At 72.3% G+C, this 18,608-nt stretch carries 23 protein-coding genes; 12 read left to right on the top strand and 11 right to left on the bottom strand.

The genetic code is table 11. From position 1 onward, the window contains the following. Window positions 1–213: 213 nt before the first annotated feature. Together ABTY98_RS23310 and ABTY98_RS42385 are read left to right on the top strand one after the other, a co-directional pair. Window positions 214–537 carry a hypothetical protein gene (locus ABTY98_RS23310; RefSeq protein WP_352222870.1) on the top strand — a complete coding sequence of 108 codons (324 nt, stop codon included), beginning with the start codon at window positions 214–216 and terminating at the stop codon, window positions 535–537. Between the two features lie 183 nt (window positions 538–720). After that, window positions 721–1,380: an ATP-binding protein gene (locus ABTY98_RS42385; protein ID WP_502994321.1), complete on the top strand. Its 660-nt coding sequence runs from the start codon at window positions 721–723 to the stop codon at window positions 1,378–1,380. Between the two features lie 45 nt (window positions 1,381–1,425). Here the strand turns inward: ABTY98_RS42385 and ABTY98_RS23300 are convergent, their stop codons facing one another. Beyond that, window positions 1,426–1,629, bottom strand: a complete 204-nt coding sequence (locus tag ABTY98_RS23300; protein ID WP_352222869.1) for a hypothetical protein — start codon at window positions 1,627–1,629, stop codon at window positions 1,426–1,428. Continuing rightward, window positions 1,619–1,909, bottom strand: a complete 291-nt coding sequence (locus tag ABTY98_RS23295) for an SHOCT domain-containing protein (RefSeq protein ID WP_352222868.1) — start codon at window positions 1,907–1,909, stop codon at window positions 1,619–1,621. The genes ABTY98_RS23300 and ABTY98_RS23295 overlap by 11 nt, the downstream gene beginning before the upstream one ends. A 206-nt stretch (window positions 1,910–2,115) precedes the next feature. Here ABTY98_RS23295 and ABTY98_RS23290 point away from each other — a divergent pair, with 206 nt between their 5' ends. The 4 genes from ABTY98_RS23290 to ABTY98_RS23275 are packed head-to-tail and all read left to right on the top strand — an operon-like array spanning window position 2,116 to window position 4,640. After that, on the top strand, window positions 2,116–2,670 hold the full coding sequence (locus ABTY98_RS23290; protein ID WP_352222867.1) for a TetR/AcrR family transcriptional regulator: 555 nt from the start codon (window positions 2,116–2,118) through the stop codon (window positions 2,668–2,670). Window positions 2,671–2,675: 5 nt separating this feature from the next. Further along, a complete protein-coding gene (locus tag ABTY98_RS23285; RefSeq protein ID WP_352222866.1) occupies window positions 2,676–3,074 on the top strand; it encodes a (R)-mandelonitrile lyase in 399 nt (132 codons plus the stop codon). A gap of 43 nt (window positions 3,075–3,117) precedes the next feature. Then, window positions 3,118–3,702, top strand: coding sequence for a DUF4865 family protein (locus ABTY98_RS23280; protein WP_352222865.1), 585 nt, complete (start codon window positions 3,118–3,120; stop codon window positions 3,700–3,702). Further along, window positions 3,699–4,640, top strand: coding sequence for a phosphotriesterase family protein (locus tag ABTY98_RS23275; RefSeq protein ID WP_352222864.1), 942 nt, complete (start codon window positions 3,699–3,701; stop codon window positions 4,638–4,640). Before ABTY98_RS23280 ends, ABTY98_RS23275 begins: the two co-directional genes overlap by 4 nt. 61 nt (window positions 4,641–4,701) lie before the next feature. Here the strand turns inward: ABTY98_RS23275 and ABTY98_RS23270 are convergent, their stop codons facing one another. Together ABTY98_RS23270 and ABTY98_RS23265 are read right to left on the bottom strand one after the other, a co-directional pair. Then, window positions 4,702–5,937, bottom strand: coding sequence for an ROK family protein (locus ABTY98_RS23270; protein ID WP_352222863.1), 1,236 nt, complete (start codon window positions 5,935–5,937; stop codon window positions 4,702–4,704). Window positions 5,938–6,073: 136 nt separating this feature from the next. Next, a complete protein-coding gene (locus ABTY98_RS23265; RefSeq protein ID WP_352222862.1) occupies window positions 6,074–6,724 on the bottom strand; it encodes an alpha-ketoglutarate-dependent dioxygenase AlkB family protein in 651 nt (216 codons plus the stop codon). 68 nt (window positions 6,725–6,792) lie between these two features. Between ABTY98_RS23265 and ABTY98_RS23260 the strand changes: the two genes are divergently transcribed. Next, window positions 6,793–7,923 carry a methyltransferase gene (locus ABTY98_RS23260; protein WP_352222861.1) on the top strand — a complete coding sequence of 377 codons (1,131 nt, stop codon included), beginning with the start codon at window positions 6,793–6,795 and terminating at the stop codon, window positions 7,921–7,923. On the opposite strand, the gene ABTY98_RS23255 is transcribed toward ABTY98_RS23260, so the two are convergent. Together ABTY98_RS23255 and ABTY98_RS23250 are read right to left on the bottom strand one after the other, a co-directional pair. After that, entirely contained in the window at window positions 7,910–8,770 is an 861-nt protein-coding gene (locus tag ABTY98_RS23255; protein ID WP_352222935.1) for a class II fructose-bisphosphate aldolase, read from the bottom strand. The genes ABTY98_RS23260 and ABTY98_RS23255 overlap by 14 nt on opposite strands. 2 nt (window positions 8,771–8,772) lie before the next feature. Beyond that, on the bottom strand, window positions 8,773–9,666 hold the full coding sequence (locus ABTY98_RS23250; protein ID WP_352222860.1) for an SIS domain-containing protein: 894 nt from the start codon (window positions 9,664–9,666) through the stop codon (window positions 8,773–8,775). Window positions 9,667–9,788: 122 nt separating this feature from the next. On the opposite strand from ABTY98_RS23250, the gene ABTY98_RS23245 reads away from it, so the two are divergent. Further along, window positions 9,789–10,568: a DeoR/GlpR family DNA-binding transcription regulator gene (locus tag ABTY98_RS23245; protein WP_352222859.1), complete on the top strand. Its 780-nt coding sequence runs from the start codon at window positions 9,789–9,791 to the stop codon at window positions 10,566–10,568. Between the two features lie 40 nt (window positions 10,569–10,608). Here the strand turns inward: ABTY98_RS23245 and ABTY98_RS23240 are convergent, their stop codons facing one another. The 3 genes from ABTY98_RS23240 to ABTY98_RS23230 form a co-directional block, all read right to left on the bottom strand. Next, window positions 10,609–11,004: a luciferase domain-containing protein gene (locus ABTY98_RS23240; protein ID WP_352222858.1), complete on the bottom strand. Its 396-nt coding sequence runs from the start codon at window positions 11,002–11,004 to the stop codon at window positions 10,609–10,611. Between the two features lie 182 nt (window positions 11,005–11,186). Further along, window positions 11,187–11,453, bottom strand: a complete 267-nt coding sequence (locus ABTY98_RS23235) for a PfkB family carbohydrate kinase (protein WP_352222857.1) — start codon at window positions 11,451–11,453, stop codon at window positions 11,187–11,189. Window positions 11,454–11,504: 51 nt separating this feature from the next. After that, entirely contained in the window at window positions 11,505–12,746 is a 1,242-nt protein-coding gene (locus ABTY98_RS23230) for a serine hydrolase domain-containing protein (RefSeq protein ID WP_352222856.1), read from the bottom strand. Between the two features lie 260 nt (window positions 12,747–13,006). Between ABTY98_RS23230 and ABTY98_RS23225 the strand changes: the two genes are divergently transcribed. Further along, a complete protein-coding gene (locus ABTY98_RS23225) occupies window positions 13,007–14,158 on the top strand; it encodes an MFS transporter (RefSeq protein ID WP_352222855.1) in 1,152 nt (383 codons plus the stop codon). 129 nt (window positions 14,159–14,287) lie between these two features. Here ABTY98_RS23225 and ABTY98_RS23220 read toward each other — a convergent pair whose 3' ends face one another. After that, complete coding sequence (locus ABTY98_RS23220) at window positions 14,288–16,033, bottom strand: alpha/beta hydrolase (RefSeq protein ID WP_352222854.1); 1,746 nt, start codon at window positions 16,031–16,033, stop codon at window positions 14,288–14,290. Window positions 16,034–16,154: 121 nt separating this feature from the next. Between ABTY98_RS23220 and ABTY98_RS23215 the strand changes: the two genes are divergently transcribed. The 3 genes from ABTY98_RS23215 to ABTY98_RS23205 are packed head-to-tail and all read left to right on the top strand — an operon-like array spanning window position 16,155 to window position 18,127. Next, complete coding sequence (locus tag ABTY98_RS23215) at window positions 16,155–16,610, top strand: arginine deiminase family protein (protein WP_352222853.1); 456 nt, start codon at window positions 16,155–16,157, stop codon at window positions 16,608–16,610. 17 nt (window positions 16,611–16,627) lie between these two features. Continuing rightward, complete coding sequence (locus ABTY98_RS23210) at window positions 16,628–17,332, top strand: CPBP family intramembrane glutamic endopeptidase (RefSeq protein ID WP_352222852.1); 705 nt, start codon at window positions 16,628–16,630, stop codon at window positions 17,330–17,332. 60 nt (window positions 17,333–17,392) lie between these two features. Then, the gene (locus ABTY98_RS23205) at window positions 17,393–18,127 is read left to right on the top strand and encodes a maleylpyruvate isomerase family mycothiol-dependent enzyme (RefSeq protein WP_352222851.1); all 735 of its coding nucleotides are present in this window, start codon (window positions 17,393–17,395) and stop codon (window positions 18,125–18,127) included. Between the two features lie 9 nt (window positions 18,128–18,136). Here ABTY98_RS23205 and ABTY98_RS23200 read toward each other — a convergent pair whose 3' ends face one another. Then, a complete protein-coding gene (locus ABTY98_RS23200; protein ID WP_352222850.1) occupies window positions 18,137–18,529 on the bottom strand; it encodes a MarR family winged helix-turn-helix transcriptional regulator in 393 nt (130 codons plus the stop codon). Window positions 18,530–18,608: the final 79 nt, after the last annotated feature.

Below are 18,608 nucleotides of genomic sequence, written 5' to 3'. Positions count from 1 at the left end.
CGGGGGCGCATTGCGGCGAGTGCTCCGGGCGCCCCCTGCCCGGCGGCCCGTGCGCACTGGTGCTCGTCGCCGAGGCCGGGCAGACTGCCACCGGACGGGACGAACGTCCCGAACGGGGGCGCACACTGGATCACGACACGAGCCGGAGCGCGCCGGCCGGGGCCACGAGCTTCCAGGCCGGTGACCGATGCACGCGAAAAGGGGCGGGGCAGGATGGCGGAGCCGGAGTTCACGGCGAAGGGCGTGCGGATCGACAAACGGCTGCGTTCGCTCACCCGGGCCGGGCAGGTCCGGATAAGCGACGGCAGGCTGCAGCTGCTGACCAGCTACGGCAGCGAGATCGACAGCGCGCCAGTGCAGGCGGTGCGGGCCTCCAAGCCGTGGTTCGCGTCGGAGGACCGGGCCCTGGCCGACCTCAACGGCCAGCGGTACTCACTCACCCTGGGCGACCACGATCCGGCGCCCGGCGAACCCGGGCCGCCCGCGGCGCGCCGCTTCATCGAGGCGGTCCGGCGGGCCGCCGGGCGTGACCACTGAACCACGGCGAGTTGCGGGACCCTACGCGCTGGGTCACGCTTGTCTCACGTCACTCTGGGTTTACCGGCGATAACGCTGCGAACCAGCCCGCCGGCCACGACAGCAGGCGGCCCCATGGACGGCGGCGCCCTGCTGGATCCGTTCTCCGTGTTCTTCCGGACCTCACGTCGGGGAGTCGCAGTCGTGATCGAACACCCAAGCAGACACTGCTCGGTGGAGCTCCAAGCCCTGCCCTCGCGGATCGGCCAGATCCGCAGAATCGTATCTGCACAGTTGCGCTACTGGCATCTGGACCCGCTGATAGACCGGGCCGCGCTCGGTGTGACCGAGTTGCTGACCAACGTCCACCGGCACGCCCAGCCCGACAAGAACTGCACCGTGGAGATCGAGCTTCAGCTCGACCGGCTCACGGTGTCGGTCCGTGACCACGATCCGCGCCTTCCGGTGATCGAGGACGGAACGGACATCGCGCCGATGGCCACCTGCGGACGGGGGCTGGCGATGGTGGCCGCGGTCAGCGAGAGCTGGGGGGTACGGCCGCACGACGACGGCAAGGTCGTGTGGTTCACCCTGCCCGCGCCGACCGCCACGCCGAAGGCGGACCGCCCACTGCACCGTACCGCCGAGTCGGCACCCCGCCGGGTCGTCACAGCAGGACCGGCGGCCACCGGTGCGCCCGCTGCGGGGCATACGACCGTCGGCGTCTCCGCTGTCGCAGTCCACATGGCCGCCGACGCACCTGCTCCCCCACCCGTGACCGCCACTCCCTCCGCTGCCGTACCCGCGACCGCCGGTGCCCCTGACACCGCACACGCTCCCGCCCGCTCGGCTGTCGCCAGTTGAGCGGGCGGTGAGTCTTCCCCTCAGGGTGAGTCTTCCCCTCAGGCGCTACTCCAGGCGATGGCCCGCAGCCCGGCCCCGCAGTCCGGCCCGGCGGGCCGGACACAGGCCCGCCAGGGCGCCCGCCGCCACGCCCATCAACACCATGACGACCACAACGTCCAGGGCGCGTACGGCGATGTCGCCACCGCCGCACACCCTCACGGCGCCCACGACGCGGCCCGCGTCGTGGGCGCCGTGGTCATGCCGCACCGCCCTTGCCGATACGGCCGAACTGCTCCTCCAGGACGGACAGCCGCCGCCAGTACTCGTCCTCGTCGATCTCGCCGGAGGCGAAGCGGCGGCCGAGGACGGCCAGCGGCGAGTCGCCGGCCGGGCGCCCTGCGTCCATCGGGCGCCAGGGGCCACCTCGCCCACGCCACGCGGTGCGGCGCAGGACGGTGACGACGCCGATCACGACGGCCGCCCAGATCAGCGGGAAGAACAGGATCCACGGGCCGGGCCCGCCGTCCCAGTTCGCCAGGGTCTCCATCTCGCTTCAACTCCCTTGTCGTCACCCCTTGTCGAACTTTGCCGAAAGAGGCTTTGGTCTGACGCCTAGAGACTGGCTCCGGGGAGGGGTCCGGGTCGTCGTGCGACCGGCGGCAGTGGCCGTACCTCCCGGGGAGTACGCGGGCGAAGGGCGTCTGCTCCCCACACGGTTGACGCTCTGTACCTACTAGTATGTACAGTGGGCGCATGAGCACGTCGGAGCGGTTGATCGAGTCCACCCGTGAACTGTTGTGGGAGCGCGGTTACGTCGGCACGAGTCCGAAGGCGATCCTGGAGCGCGCCGGGGCCGGCCAGGGCAGCATGTACCACCACTTCAAGGGCAAGCAGGACCTGGCCCTGGCCGCCATCCGGCGGACCGCCGAGGAGTTGCTGGCCACCGCCGAGGGCGTACTCACCGGGCCCGGCACGCCGTACGAGCGGATCCAGGCGTACCTGCGGCGCGAGCGCGATGTGCTGCGCGGCTGCCCGGTCGGACGGCTGACCATGGACCCGGACATCATCGCGAGCGACGAACTGCGGGCGCCCGTCGACGAGACGCTCGACCGGATCCGGGAGCTGATCGCCGGGATCGTCGAAGAGGGCAAGGAGCAGGGGCAGTTCGGGCCCCAGGTGGACGGCGAGGAGATCGCCGCGACGGTCCTCGCGACCGTGCAGGGCGGGTACGTCCTCGCCCGTGCCTCCGGCTCGCCCGCCGCGTTCGACGCCGGCGTGCGCGGACTGCTGTCGCTGCTGAGGAGCTGACGTACATGCACATCACCACAAGACGCCAGGACACACAGCAGGGCCCGGCGGAGAACTTCACCGGCTCGGTGTGGCTCGACGAGATAGCCGCGCCCGCCGCCCCGTCCCGGCTGCGCGTGTTCAACGTCCGTTTCGCGCCCGGCGCCCACACTGCCTGGCACCGGCACCCGTACGGCCAGGTACTGCACGTCCTGGACGGCGAGGGCCTGGTGCAGCGCAGGGGCGGCGAGGCGGAGGCGATCCGCGCGGGGGACACGGTGTGGATCGAGCCGGGCGAATGGCACTGGCACGGCGCCGGGCCCCGCACCTTCATGACGCATCTCGCGATCGTCGAGGCCGCGCAGGACGGCACCACCACGGAGTGGGACGCACACGTGTCCGTCGCCGACTACCCCACCGCCTGAGGCACCCGGGGGCCTCGAGGACTTCCAGGGAAGGACTTCCGCCATGCACGCCCTGCAGTACGAGCTGACCCTGCCCGCCGACTACGACACAGGCATCATCCGTGACCGGGTGGCCCGCGTCGGGCATGTGCTCGACGACTGGGACGGACTCGGCTTCAAGACGTATCTGCTCCGCGAGCGCGGGGTCCACGGCTCACCCGTCAACCAGTACGCGCCCTTCTACCTCTGGAACACCATGGAGGGCATGAACCGCTTCCTGTGGGGAGGCGCCTTCCAGGGTCTTGTGAACGGCTTCGGGCGGCCCGAGGCACGGCAGTGGTCGGGCCTGGCGTACGAGGAGGGGGGCGCGGCCGACGTACGCGCGGCCTTCGCGGTCCGGCGGCGGGAGTCGGTGCCGGACGGGTCCGAGCTGTCCGGGCTGATGGCGGACGTGGTGCGGGAGACGCGGCGGGCCGCGGGCGAGGACGGCGCCGTACTGGCGGCGGCCGCCGTGGACACCGCCCGCTGGGAGCTGGTCCACTTCTCGCTCTGGGCACATGACGCCCCGAAGGCCGAGGGGGACGTGTTCCAGGTGCTGCACATGTCGGCGCCCGGCCGGGACCGGCTGCCGCGCGGGCGGCAGTGGTGAGCACCGTCCGTACGGTCCTCGGGGATCTGCGACCCGAGGACCTGGGCGTGTGCGACGCGCACGACCACGTCTTCCTCCGCAGTCCCCAACTCCCGGGCCAGGAGCTGGACGACGCGACCGCCGCACGGGCGGAGCTGTCGGCGTTCCGCGCGGCGGGCGGGGCGAGCGTGGTGCAGTGGACGCCGTACGGGATGGGCCGGCGGGCCGCCGACCTGCCCCTGCTGTCCCGGGCCACCGGGGTGCATCTCGTCTGCGCGACGGGACTGCACCAAGCGGCGCACTACGCGCCGGAGTTGCTCGACGGGCTGGGCGGGAGGCTCGCCGACGTCTTCGTCGCCGAGCTGACCGAGGGCATCGGCACATCCGGGGTGCGCGCCGGTCTGATCAAGGTGGCGGGGGGTTTCCACGCCCTCGACGCGCACGCCCGCTGGACGATGACGGCGGCGGCCGAGGCCCACCACGCGACGGGCGCGCCCGTCGCCGTGCACCTGGAGCTGGGCACCGGCGCGCTCGACGTACTGGACCTGCTGTGCGGGGCGTTGGGCGTCCCCGGCGACCGGGTGATCCTCGGCCACCTCAACCGCTCCCCCGACCCCGTCGTCCAGCGTCAGGCCGCCGCCTCCGGCTGCTGGCTGGCCTTCGACGGACCGTCCCGCGCGAACCACGCCACCGACTGGCGCATGCCGGAGGCCGTCCGGGCTCTGGCCGAGGCCGGCTTCGGGGACCGGCTGCTGCTCGGCGGTGACACCGTGGTGGCGGGGGCCCGGTCGGTGGACGGCGGACCCGGGATGCCGTATCTGCTGCGCCGGGTGCGGCCGCGGCTGGCGGCGGAGCTGGATGCGGAGCACGTAGAACGCATCCTCACCGAGAACCCGGCCCGGGCCTTCGCCGTCGACTGGCGTCAGGCCTGGTGCGCGGGGAGTTCGGCGGTCCGGTAGGCGATCTGCTCGTAGGCCGTCCGGAAGCGCGGGGCCGGCCTCACCTCTCAGTGGTGGACCGTCACTGCAGCGCACCGAGCGGATCGTCCAGCACCGGCTGCCACGCCAACTCAGCCGCTCCCACCAGGCTGTTGTGGCTCAGCGTGCACGGCAGGATCGGTACGCCACCGCTCTGGCCCCACAGGCTGCGGTCGGCGACGACGGCACGCAGCCGCTCGGGGTCGGCGTCCAGCAGGGTGCGGTGCAGGCCGCCGAGGATGATGCGGTCGGGGTTCAGGATGTTGACCAGGCCGGCAAGGCCCAGGCCGAGGCGGTCGATCAGGGCCTCGGCGGCCCGGCGCACGGTCGGGTCGGCGTAGTGGTCGCGGACCAGGTCCTCGGCCTGCCGGAGCAGCGACACCTCGGGGCCGGGGTCGCGGCCCGCCTCGATGAGCAGCGCCAGCGGATCCGCCTCGACGTCCAGACAGCCCCGGCTGCCGCAGTGGCAGGGGCGGCCCTCGGGGTTGACGGTGAGGTGGCCGACCTCCAGGGCCAGTCCCGAACTCCCCGTGTGCAGACGGCCGTCGAGGACCAGCGCGCCACCGACCCCTCGGTGCCCGGTGGCCACGCACAGCAGATCGCGGGCGCCCCGGCCCGCCCCGTGCCGGTGCTCGGCGAGCGCGGCGAGGTTCACGTCGTTGCCCGCGAAGGCCGGGCGGGTGATCCCGGCCGCGCGGACGCACTCCGCGAAGATCCGGCGGACGGGCGCGCCCACCGGCCAGGCCAGGTGCAGGGGGTTGAGGGCCAGGCCCTCCGGTTCGGCGACGGCGGACGGCACGGCGAGACCGGCGCCGACGCAGCGCAGGCCGGTGGTGCGCAGCAGGTCGGCGCCCGCTTCCACCACCGAGCCGAGCACCTTCGCCGGGTCGGCGTCGACGGTCTCGCAGCCTGGGGCGGTGGCGACGATACGGCCGCCCAGGCCGACCAGCGCGGCACGGAAACCGTCGGCGTGGACCTGTGCGGCGAGCGCGACCGGGCCGTGCTCGGCGACCTCGAGGCGGTGCGAGGGGCGGCCCTGTGAACCGGCCGCGGCGCCCGGGTGTGCGTCGACCCTGATCAGGCCGAGGGCCTCCAGTTCGGCGGCGACGGCGCCGGCGGTGGCCCGGGTGACGCCGAGTTCGGCGGTGAGCACGGCGCGGGTGGGAGCGCGGCCGGTGTGCACGAGTTCCAGTGCGGGGCCGAGTGCGCCGCGTCCTCGGTCCAGTCTCGTCTTCGAGGTCCCTTCCCCCGTCGGGCGGGGGGCCGCCTTGCCGCTCATGAGAGCGAGTCTGCCATGATCCGTAGACTGGTTGAGCCGGGAGCGCCGTGCGAACGGTACGACGCCGTCGTGGCTGGTCGCGCCCACGCGGCGGAGCCGCACATCGATTCAGCCCCGCGCCCCTTCGGGGCGCGCTTCACAAACCGCTCGTGCGAAGCGTGACGTTCAAGCGGCCGGTCAAGCCCAGCTCCCGCGGACCCGTGCCCGGGTACACCCTTGGCACCCCGTGATACGCCAGCCTGCTCTCGCCCCCGAAGACGAACAGGTCGCCCGACCGCAGTTCCACGTCCGTGTACGGCTTCGCCCTGGTCTCCGTGTTCCCGAAGCGGAACACGCAGGTGTCCCCCAGGCTCAGTGACACCACCGGCGCGTCCGACTTCTCGTCGGCGTCCCGGTGCATGCCCATCCTCGCGCCGGCGTCGTAGAAATTGATCAGCGCGATGTCGTACGACAATCCGCCGACCGCCTGTGGGCCCAGCGCGTCGGTCACCGCACGGCGGGCCAGTTCGTCGAGCCAGGCCGGGAACGGCTTCACGGGGCTGCGGTCGCCGTCGACGACCGTGCGGGCGTAGGCGTACGGGTACCAGTGCCAGCCCAGGCAGACCTGCCGGGCGGTCATGGTGCCGCCTTGCGGGGTGCGGACCGTGCGCAGCCCGGCGGGCGGCCGGGCCCACTCCCGGCAGGCGTCCAGCAGCTCACGCTGCCGTGGCGCGCTCAGCCAGTCGGGGACGTGCACGGCGCCCGGCGCGACCTGGGCGCACGCCCTCGGGAACAACTCGTCCTCCATGCCCCCCATCCTGCCCGACCGGGTCTGAGCTGCGGCTCCGCTAGCCTGGACGCACGATGAGCGACCGTATGACGACTGCGTGGGGCGAGTACGAGCTGTCCCGCTTCCCCCGGGATCCGAGCGACCGGCTGCGTGCCTGGGACGCCTCCGACGCGTATCTGCTGAGGCATCTGGCCGAGGAAAGGACCGGGCTGTCCGGCACGGTCGTGGTCCTCGGCGACCGGTGGGGCGCACTGGTCACGGCGCTGGCGGAGTACCGGCCGGCGCAGATCACCGACTCGTACCTGAGCCAGGAGGCGACCCGGGCGAACCTGGCGCGCGCGGGTGTCGAGACGGGGGCGGTACAGCTGCTCACCACCCAGGATCCGCCGCCGGAGCGGGTGGATGTGCTGCTGGTGCGGGTGCCGAAGAGCCTGGCGCTCCTTGAGGACCAGCTGCTCAGGCTGGCGCCCGCCGTGCACAAGGACACGGTCGTGATCGGCACCGGCATGGTGAAGGAGATCCATACGTCGACGCTGCGGCTGTTCGAGCGGATCCTCGGCCCGACCCGCACCTCGCCGGCCGAGCAGAAGGCCCGGCTGATCCACTGCGTCCCGGACCCGTCGTTGCGAAGGCCGGCGAACCCGTGGCCGTACAGCTACGTGCTCCCGGACGGCATCGGCGCGGTCTCCGGGCGTACGGTCGTCAATCACGCGGGCGTCTTCTGTGCCGACCGGCTCGACATCGGTACCCGGTTCTTCCTGCGGCATCTGCCCGAGGGCGGCCGGCGGATCGTGGATCTGGGGTGCGGCAACGGGGTCGTCGGTACGGCGGTGGCGCTGGCCGATCCGACGGCCGAGGTGCTGTTCGTCGACGAGTCGTTCCAGGCGGTGGCCTCGGCGGAGGCCACGTACAAGGCCAACGGGGTGCCCGGACATGCCGAGTTCCGGGTCGGGGACGGGCTGGCCGGGGTCGCGGCCGGAAGCGTGGACGTGGTGCTGAACAACCCGCCGTTCCACTCCCACCAGGCGACCACCGACGCGACGGCGTGGCGGATGTTCACCGGGGCGAAGCGGGCGCTGCGGCCGGACGGCGAGCTGTGGGTGGTCGGCAACCGGCACCTGGGCTATCACGTGAAGCTGCGCCGGCTGTTCGGCAACAGCCAACTGGTGGCGAGCGACCCGAAGTTCGTGGTGCTGAAGGCCATCAAGCGCGGGTAGTCCGCAGGACGCCGATGATCCTCGTGACCTCCCGGACCATCGCCTCCCTGCCGACGCTGAGGTACTTGCGGGAGTCGACCGTCTCGGGGTGGTCCGCGAGGAAGCGGCGGACCGCGGTGGTCATCGCCATGTTGAGCGCCGTGCCGACGTTGACCTTGGCGATGCCGCCGGCGACGGCGGCGACCAGGCCGTCGTCCGGGACTCCGGAGGAGCCGTGCAGGACGAGCGGGACGGGCACGGCGGCGTACAGGCGTGTGAGGAGGTCGTGGTCGAGGGCCGCGGTGCGGGTGGTCATGGCGTGCGCGCTGCCGATCGCCACGGCCAGCGCGTCGACCCCGGTCCCGGCGACGAAGGCCCGTGCCTCCTCGGGATCGGTGCGTGCGCCGGGCGCATGGGCGTCCTGCGGCGGGCGGCCGTCCTTGCCGCCGACCTCGCCCAACTCGGCCTCGATCCACAGACCTTGGGTGTGCGCCCAGTCGACGGCCGCCGCGGTCGCGGCGAGGTTCTCGGCGTACGGCAGCCGGGAGGCGTCGTACATCACGGAGCTGAAGCCGGCCTCGGGTGCCTGCCGGAGCAGCTCGTCGCTCTGGGCGTGGTCGAGGTGCAACGCGACCGGCACGCCGGCACGTTCGGCGGCCGCGGTGGCGGCGCGGGCGAGCGGGAGCAGCCTTCCGTAGCGGAACTTGACGGCGTTCTCGCTGACTTGGAGGACCACGGGCGCACCGGCCGCCTCGGCGCCGGTGACGACGGCCTCCACGTGCTCCAGGGTGATGACGTTGAACGCGGCGACGGCGGACCGGGCCTCGGCGGCCCGGGTCAGCAGCTCACCGGTGGCGGCGAGGGGCACGGTCACGCCTCCCCGGTCGGGGCGAGGATCACCGAGCGGGTGAGATGGCGTGGCCGGTCGGGGTCGAGGCCCCGGGCGGCGGCGACGGCGACCGCGAGGCGCTGGGCGCGGACGAGTTCGGCGAGCGGGTCGAGGGCGCCCTCGATCCACAGACCGCCGGTGGCGCGGACCTGTTCGGCGAGTCCGGCGGGCGCCGGGCCGAGCATCCAGGTGGCCGTGGAGCGGGTGGTGACACTGATCGGGCCGTGCCGGTACTCCATCGCCGGGTAGGCCTCGGTCCAGGACAGCGAGGCCTCGCGCATCTTCAGCCCGGCCTCGCTGGCGAGTCCGACGGTCCAGCCGCGCCCCAGGAAGGTGAACTGCCTGCACTCGACGAGCCCTGTGGGCAGGGGGGTCGAGAGCGCGGTGCGGGCGTCGTCAACCACCGCGTCGGTGTGCAGGCCGAGGTGGGCGCGCAGGAGGGTGAGGGCGCTGGTGGCGAACCGGGTCTGGACGACGGAGCGTTCGTCCGCGAAGTCCAGGACGACGAGGTCGTCGGCGGCCCGCAGCACGGGGGTGTCGGGGTCGGCGGTGATCGCGGACGTGCCCACTCGCCCCTTCAACTGCCCCAGCAGTTGCAGCACTTCGGTGGTGGTGCCGGACCGGGTCAGGGCGAGCACCCGGTCGTAGGACCGCCCGTGCGGGAACTCCGAGGCGGGGAACGCGTCCGTCTCCCCCTGCCCCGCTGACTCGCGCAGTACGGCCGCCGCCTGGGCCATGAAGTACGAGGTGCCGCATCCGACGATGGCGACCCGCTCCCCCGCCGCCGGCAACACCCCCCTGTACCGCCCCGCCTCTTCCGCCGCCCGTATCCAGCACTCGGGCTGGCTGTACAGCTCGTCCTCGACATACGTCATGCCGGACCCTCCCACATTTGATTGTTCTTGCAAGATAGAGGCAGTTTTCGAGCACAATCAAGCACTCTGCGAAAGGCGGGGTGGGTTAGGGTCGCCGGGAGATCGAGGAACGGAGGCGGCGGATGTCGCGCGACGCCCGCTGGAAGGCGCTGCTTGAGCTGCTCGTCGAGCGCGGCCGTCTGGAGGTCGAGGAGGTGGCGGCCGAGCTGGCAGTGTCGGCGGCGACGATCCGCCGGGACCTCGACCAGCTCGCCGAGCAGCAGATGCTGGTGCGCACCCGGGGCGGGGCGGTGGTGCACGGGGTGTCGTACGAGCTGCCGTTGCGCTACAAGACCGCCCGGCGGCACTCGGAGAAGCAGCGGATCGCCAAGGCGGTCGCGGAACTGGTCGCGCCGGGCGAGGCGGTGGGGCTGACCGGCGGGACGACCACCACGGAGGTGGCCCGCGCCCTGGCCGTGCGCGGCGACCTCGCCACCGGCACGCCGGCGCTGACGGTCGTCACCAACGCGCTGAACATCGCCAACGAGCTAGCCGTGCGGCCCCAGTTCAAGATCGTGGTGACGGGTGGGGTGGCGCGCCCGCAGTCGTACGAGCTCATCGGGCCGCTCGCCGACGGTGTGCTGGGTCAGATCACCCTGGATGTGGCGGTGCTCGGGGTGGTCGCCTTCGACGTCGTGCACGGGGCGGCGGCCCATGACGAGGCGGAGGCCGCGATCAACCGGCTGTTGTGCGAGCGCGCGGCCCGCGTGATCGTCGCCGCCGACTCCAGCAAGCTGGGCGGGCGGGCGTTCGCCCGGATCTGCGCGGCGGAGCTGGTGGACACACTGGTGACGGACACTGCGGCCACGCCCGGGGCGGTGCGCCGGTTCGAGGAGGCGGGGATCCGGGTCGTGACCGTGTGACGCTGCCGCGGGACCCTGTCACATGACGCCGGCCCTCCGCTCACATGCGGCTGGTGTCCGCGCTGACGAAGCCCGCGCCCCGCTGGTCGTTGCAGCCGAACACGGGCCGGTCGGCCGGGTCGGGCCAGCTCTGCTGGGCCTGGAGGGCGACGCTCACCAGGGTCAGCAGCAGATCGACGTCACTCGCGGCGTCGAGTCGTATCGTCACCCACTGCGAAGCCGGGACGATGCGAATCGCTCCCGTGCTCTTGAGATCCGTGGCGAAGTGCCGGATGGCGCGCGTGGTGAGACGCAGGTCCACATCGCGGTCGGAGTGGAAGTGCGCGATCTCGCCCTCTGGCGAATTCACCGCCTGCCCCAGACCACAGCTCGGTACCGCCTGGGTCAGGTCGGGCCAGGTCGCCAGTTGCGCCAGAGCGCGCGAGGCCAACGTCATGGGGCCATCATGGACCGCTCACTCTCCGGTAACCAATCAGCGGGCAGTTATTAACCGAGCTGTTGCCGGACTCTTCCCGAACACAGACACCTTGACCGAGTGAATATCCGCAGGATCTCACCGGTTCGAGGGACGGAAGGTACCTCTCGGACGTCCGGGACGGGCGTGGTCAACGTCACGTCCTACGCACGCCTGACGCCGGTCGCCGCGAACGTGACGGCGGCGGCGAGGTCGAAGTCCCCGTAGTCGCTGCCGGGGCCCTGGGCGACCAGAGCCGCCACGGCGTTGCCGAGCACGGCGGCCTCCTGGGGACTGCGGCCCAGTCCGATGCCGTGGACGAAGCCGGCGGAGAAGGCGTCGCCGCAACCCGTGGTGTCCACCACGTGGATCTCGAAGGCTGTGACGGCCTCGGTGCGGCGGTGACCAGGAGCGCGACGGCCGTTGGGCACGCGCGGCCCAGGTCCTCACCGGCCCGCGGAGAGCCGCACCCGAAGAGGAGGCTATTGCCGCGAGCCCTTGGCGGGCCCGGCGGCGCACAGCGCGTGGTCTACGAGGGTGCCCGTGGCGCGGTTGAGGGCGGCCAGGTTCGGCGGCGCGGTCGTCGTCGTTATGGAGATCGTCACCGCTCGCCTGCCGTCCGCGCCCACCGCGGGGCGGGTGTTGACGCCCGCTCCGTCACCCTCGTGAGCGTAGTAGAAACCGCCGCAGGAAAGCGGGACCCTGCGCAGCCCGAGACCGTAGGTGCCCTCGCGCATCTCCGCCACGTCCTCCGGGTCGTCGGTCCGCTCGACGGTCTGCCGCATCTCACGCCACTGCGCGGCGGGCAGCAACTTCCCTCCGGCCAGGGCGCGGAAGAAGGTGTTCAGGTCGGCGGTGGTGCTCACCACACCGGAGTCCGCGGTGTGCTGGAAGCTGTGCTCGGTGACGTCGAGACGCTTACCGTCGGCGCCGGTCAGGTATGCGTTCACGTGCGGGTCGGGCAACTGCGGGTCGAGCCCCGGAATGGAGGTGTGCCGCAGTCCCAGCCTGGCGATCACCCGGCGCTCGACCAGTTCGTCCCAGGGCGCGCCGCCGGCCTTCTCGGCGATCATCCCGGCCAGCAGGTAGTTGGTGTTGGAGTACGCCCACCGGGTCGCCCCGCCCGGCTCGGGCAGGAACGCCGGCGCGTGCCGCATCGCCACGGCGACCAGATCGGCAGCGGGCGTGGTGTCGTAGCGGTTCTCGTCGAAGTGGTTGATCAGCCGGTCCTGGATCTCCGGGTCGTCGATGTAGTCGTACAGGCCGCTGGTCTGGCGGAGCAGGTCGCGGACGGTGATGCGGCTCCCGTCGTTGCCGCTGCCCGCGACGACCCCCGGCAGCCAGTGCCCGACGGTGTCGTCCAGCGACAGCCGCTTCTCCGCCACGAGTTGCAGGACCACGGTCGCCACGAACGTCTTCGTCGTGCTCGCCACACGGAAGTGCGCGTTCCACGGGATCGGGGCCGAGGAGTCGGCGGTCCGGGTACCGATCCGTGCCATGAGCGGCACGCCGTGCGGTCCGTCGACCCTGGCCAGCACGTTCACATCGCCGCCGCCGGCCTTCCGTACGGCCGCCAGGTCCTGGCGGAGCTCGTCCTCGCTGCAGGAGCGTCCCGGCGCCGGGTGCCCGGCGGCGACGGCGGTCGCGGCCGTGGGTGCGGCCAGCGCGAGCAGCGCTGCGGTCAGTACGGCGGTCCTGGTCTTCCTCGACGGCGGCATCTTCATGATCGAATCCCCCGGTGCTGTGGGTCCTGTTCGGTGACGATCACCAGCCAACCGGATCCGCGGGCGCGTGAGGATGGGGCTGACCTCCGAGTCAGGGGTGTATGCAGGCCCCCTATGACCTGCTTCCGCATTTCACCGACGAGCCTCCGCGCGGGCACGCGGCGGCCACCACAACGACCGACACTCCCCTTGCGGCACCCCGGCACACCTCCTACGCTGATTTTGTGCCGCTAATAAACAAAACCCGATCGCACACCGTCGTGCCGGGTAGCACCGCCGCCCTCACCCGCCTCCGCATCGCCATCACCGCACTCTTCGCCATGGACGGCTTCGTCTTCGCCGGCTGGGTGGTCCGGATCCCCGACATCAAGCATCAGACCCACGCCTCGGTCGGCGCGCTGGGGCTCGCACTGCTCGGCGTCTCGGCCGGCGCCGTGATCACCATGACCCTCACGGGCCGGCTCTGCCGCCGGTACGGCAGCCACCCGGTGACGCTGGTCTGCGCGACCCTGCTCGCACTGAGCGTCGCGCTGCCCCCGCTCACCCACTCGGTGGCGGCACTCGGCGCCGTACTGCTCGTGTTCGGCGCCGCGTACGGCGGTCTGAACGTCGCCTTCAACAGCGCGGCCGTCGACCTGGTCGCCGCCCTGGGCCGCCCGATCATGCCGAGTTTCCACGCGGCGTTCAGCCTGGGCGGCATGATCGGGGCGGGCCTGGGCGGACTGGTCGCCGGCATCCTCTCCCCCACGCGCCACCTGCTCGCCCTCACCGTGATCGGCCTGCTGGTCACGGCCATCACCGCTCGCACGCTCCTGCGGTACGACGCCCCGGTCCCGCACACCGAGCAGCACACCGACGCCGCCCCGCGTCGCCCGGACATCCGTACCCGCCGCATGGTCATCGTCTTCGGCCTGATCGCCCTGTGCACGGCGTACGGCGAGGGGGCGATGGCCGACTGGGGCGCGCTCCATCTCCGGCAGGACCTGGATGCGTCGCCGGGTCTCGCGGCGGCCGGTTACACGTGTTTCGCGCTGGCCATGACGATCGGCCGAGCGAGCGGAACGCGGCTGCTGGAGCGGCTCGGCCGCTCCAAGACCGTGGTCTTCGGCGGCGGCACGGCAGCGGCCGGCATGCTCCTCGGTTCCCTCGCACCCTGGATATGGGCGACACTGCTCGGCTTCGCGATCACGGGCCTGGGCCTGGCCAACCTGTTCCCGGTGGCGGTGGAGCGCGCGGGCGCGTTGGCCGGTCCCTCGGGCGTCGCGACGGCCTCCACATTCGGCTACGGCGGCATGCTGCTGGGCCCGCCGGCGATCGGTTTCATGGCTGGCTGGACATCACTGCCCACGGCGCTGACGAGCGTGGCGCTACTGGCGGGGATCGCGACGCTGATAGGTGCGACGAGCAAGTGACGGACCAGGGGCTGTCCGGCACCGCCGAAGTGCCACCGTCGTGGCCGGGCACCGCTGCGGCGGATCAAAGTGGCCGACGAGAAAGAGGCGAGCGACGCCGCACCACAACAGTGGAGAAGCGCGCGACCATCAGTCCAGCAACCCCGGTTCCCGTACCGACTCCAGCAGGCCGGCCAGTCTCGCCGTGTCGGCCGCCGTCCAGTCCGGTGGCTGCGTGATCTCCACCCACGCGCTCGTCGGCAGCGTGCCGTACCGGTGCCCGTACCCGTCGGGCACGCTGTCCGCCCCGGCCAGATCGCACGCCACCTGCCAGAACGTCAGCAGCGGATACCAGCGCATCGCCGGTGAGACGTCCCGGGCGCGCGGGCGGTCCAGCCAGTCCGGTTGGTGGAGGGCGAGGTGGGGTGACCACCACACGACGGGGTCGGAGCCGTTCTGGAGGTAGACGGCGCGGGGCTCTCCCCAGGGCGCGGGCGGGATGCCGTAGTCCGTCGGAACCTGCGCGAAGCGCAGATGCGCCCCGTCGCCGACCACCGGCCGCCACTCGGGGCTGCCGGGCTGCCGCTGCGCGGTGACCCTCTTCCACAGGGGGTTGTCGTAGGTCGGCCCGACGAAGAGCGCGCCGCCGGTTTCCGAGGTGAGCGTGGGGAGAGAGCCGTCGAGGGCGGACTCCATGGAGAAGGAGCCGAGACTCTCGCCGTAGACGAGGAGCCGGGGGCGGGAGTCCGCGGGGAGGGTCCGCCACTTGGCGTAGACGGCGTCGAAGAGGGCGCGCCCGGTGTCGGCGGCCTCGTCCTCGGTGAGCGCGGAGACCCAGCTGGGCAGGTAGGAGTACTGCATGGCGACCTCGGCGGTGTCGCCGCCCCACATGTACTCCAGGGGTTTGCTGCCCTGGTCGTTGATCCAGCCGGTGCCGGTGGTGCCCATCACGGCGAGGATCTTCCGGGAGAAGCCGCCGGTGCGTTCGAGTTCGCGTACGGCGAGGGCGGCGCGTTCGTCGAGGGTGTCGGCGGTGCGCAGGCCGACGTAGACGCGTACCGGGTCTTTCGCTGACCGGCCGGTGAAGGCGGTGATGTCGGCACGGGCCGTGGCCGCGCCGACGAAGTCGCGGCCCCTGGCGCCGAGGGTGTCCCAGTGGGCGGCGGACCGGGGAGTGCCGGAGAGGGTGGGCAGGCCGGGCTGGTGGACGCCCTCGGTGGTGCCCTGGTCGGTGAGGGACGCACCGCTCTCGATCGCGTCCAGTGCCGCGCGCAGCAGAAAGCCCTGGACGACTCCGACGATCACGAACGCGGCGAGGGCGACCCCGGTGGCGTACGCGACGGGGCGTGGGACGTGGACGCCGAGTGGGCGGGCGACGAGGCGGGTGCCGAGCCGTACCGTACGGCCGATCAGGAGCAGCAGCGTCCCGACGAACGCGGCGACGACCGGGACGAGCACCCACTGCCACCCGGCCACCTGCGGGGGCAGGGCCACCGCGCGGCGGACCTCGCCCTCCCAACGAACACTCCAGGCGGTGACGGTGACGACCGCGGCGGCCCCGAGGACCGCGAGAGCCGACCAGACGGTCCTGCGGACACGCGGTCGGATACGGAAGCCGGCCCAGCGGAGCAGAAACCGGACGAGTGTCTCCAGTACGGCGCCGACGGCGTATCCGACGACCGCCGAGACGCCGGCGACGAGACCTTGGAGCCACCAGGCGCGCGGGAGCAGGGACGGGGTGAGGGACAGGCAGTAGCACAGCACCGCCACGGCGATCCCGCCCCAGCACGGCCGCCGCCGGACCACCCGGTCGGGGCCCGAGTGCCGGCGCACCCTTTCCGTGACCCGCCGGGTCCAGTCCCTCGTACGATTCAGCGCCTTGCCCGCAACACCCACTTGGCCACCTCGGGACCACGATCGGCCACCGCACCGGCCACCGCATCCGGAAGATCCCCAAGCCCATCCCCTTGGGCGACAAAAGGTGCAGAGCACCCTCGGATATCCCATCGTGGTGGGCATGGCCCAGGCCCAGACGACCGAAAGTCCCCGTTTCTCGCCACCTGCGGCCAAGCCGGCGTTGCCGACGCTGACCGCGATGGTGGCCGGTTCGAAGGTCGGCGCCGGTGTGTTCTCGCCGCCGCGCCGCTTCGCCGAGGAGACCGGTGCCGCGGGCGCACTGATCGCCTGGGTGATCGCGGGTGTCGGCATGCTGATGCCGGCCCTGGTCTTCCAGACGCCGGCGCTGCGCAGGGCGGACCTGGACGCGGGTGTGTACGCCTACGCGAAGGGGGGTGGGGCGGTCGCGCCGGAGCCGGGCATGGTCTTCACCTACGACCGCAACACCCAGACCGACACCCTGCTGCGCAAGGCGGGCGTCGAGGTCCTCACCATCGTCGGCGCCGAACTGGGCCGGGGGCGCGGCGGCGGGCACTGCATGACCTGCCCGCTGCCGCGCGACCCGGTCGAGTTCTGACAGCGCGCGGCCCGGAGATGGCGGTCCCCGGGCTCCCCACCCGGGCCGCCCTGGCGGCGGCGGTGGCCGTCCTGGTGGCGGCCAACCTGCTGGACAACCGCTGGGCCCGGTCGTGGATCCTGCTGACCGCGGTCGTCGCCTCGGCGGTCCTGGTGACGCTGCTGCTGTGGGCCGGAGGCAGCTGGGCGGAGCTGGGGCTGGGCCGGAACACGCTCGCGGACGGGGCACGCTGGGCCCTCACCCTGATCGGGATCGTCGCGGCTGTCTATCTGTGCGGGGCCCTGGTCCCGGTCACCCGCGGGCTGTTCGCGGACCAGCGGACCGCCGCGCTGAGCGGTGCGGAGGTCGCATTCAAGGCGCTGGTCGCGGTGCCCGTGGGGACCGTACTGCTGGAGGAGATCGCCTTCCGCGGGGTGCTGTTCGCTCTGCTGCGCCGGCTGCGCACGGCGACGACCGCCGCCGTCCTCTCCTCCGTACTGTTCGGCCTCTGGCACATCCTGCCCTCGCTGAACCTCAACAAGGACAAGCCGACTCTGGGTTCGATCTTCGGGCAGTCGGTCGCCGGCGCGGTCCTGGTGGACATCGGGGCCGTACTGTTCACGGCCGTGGCGGGCTGCCTGCTGTGCTGGCTCCGCGACCGCAGCGGCTCCCTGCTGGCACCGATGGCCCTGCACTGGGCGGTCAACGCGCTGGGGTACGCGGTGGGGTTCCTGCTCCGCTGAGGCATGTGCCGCGCCGGGGCCTGCCGCACTGGCGTGCGCCGTATCAGGCAGACTCGCGGCATGGAGACTGCCGAGTTTCTTCAGATCCTGGACCGGGAGGGCCGGTCGCTGGCCGCGGCCGCGACGGAGGCGGGCCTCGACGCGGAGGTGCCGGCCTGCCCGGACTGGCGGGTGCGCGACCTGCTGCGGCACACGGGCACCATCCACCGGTGGGCGGCCGGTGTCGTCGCCGACGCCCATCCCGGCCCCCGGCCCATCCCGGACCCGCCCGACCTCGACGGCACCGAACTGACCACCTGGTTCCGGGACGGCCACCGTGACCTCGTCGACACCCTGGCCGTTGCGCCGCAGAACGTGACGTGCTGGACGTTCCACCCCGCCCCCGTCCCCTCACCACTGATCTTCTGGCTGCGCCGGCAGGCTCATGAGACGACCGTCCACCGGTACGACGCCGAGGCCGCCCGGGGCGGGCCCGTCTCCCCGATCGGCACAGACTTCGCGGTCGACGGCATCGACGAACTGCTGCGCGGCTTCCACGCCCGCTCCCGCAGTCGGCTCCGCTCCCCATACCCGCGGGTGCTCCGGGTGTGCGCCGAGGACGGGGACGCGGCCTGGACTATACGTCTGTCCGAGCAGCCGCCCGTCACGGAAGTCGGCGCACTCCATGACGCGACGGCCGAACTCTCCGGTCCTGCCGACGAGTTGTATCTGGCGCTGTGGAACCGGGTACCGGTACCGAAGGTGATCGGCGACCCGGAACTGGTCGACCTTTGGCGCACCAGCTCCGGGATCTGACCGCCGGTTCTAACCGGCCAGCATCCGGGTGAGCACCGCGCGCTGCACCGGCAGCACCTCGCCGTGCAGCGCGCGCCCCTTGCCCGTGAGCGCCACCCGCACGCCCCGCCGGTCCTCCGGGCACATGGCCCGCTCGACCAGGCCGTCCTTCTCCAGCCGGGCGATCAGCCGGGACAGCGCGCTCTGGCTGAGGTGCACCCGCTCAGCGATCTCCTGGACGCGGTAGCTGCAGGCACTGTCCGCCGCCGGGCCGTCGGAGAGCAGGTCGAGCACCTCGAAGTCGCTGGCGCACAGGCCGTGGCCGTGCAGGGCGCGGTCGAGTTCGCACTGGGTGCGGGCGTGCAGGGCGAGAATGTCCCGCCACTGCTCCACGAGTGCCTGCTCGGGCTTCTTCGCCGCCATTCCCGCACCGTAGCAGAGGAATGAGATTGTTGCATCGTAATTAAATGCGCCTGCATTGGATGCGTGTGCATGTAGTGTC

The organism is Streptomyces sp. NPDC096040, assembly GCF_040303265.1.
GTDB lineage: Bacteria > Actinomycetota > Actinomycetes > Streptomycetales > Streptomycetaceae > Streptomyces.
This window is presented reverse-complemented; position numbering and strand designations above follow the sequence as displayed.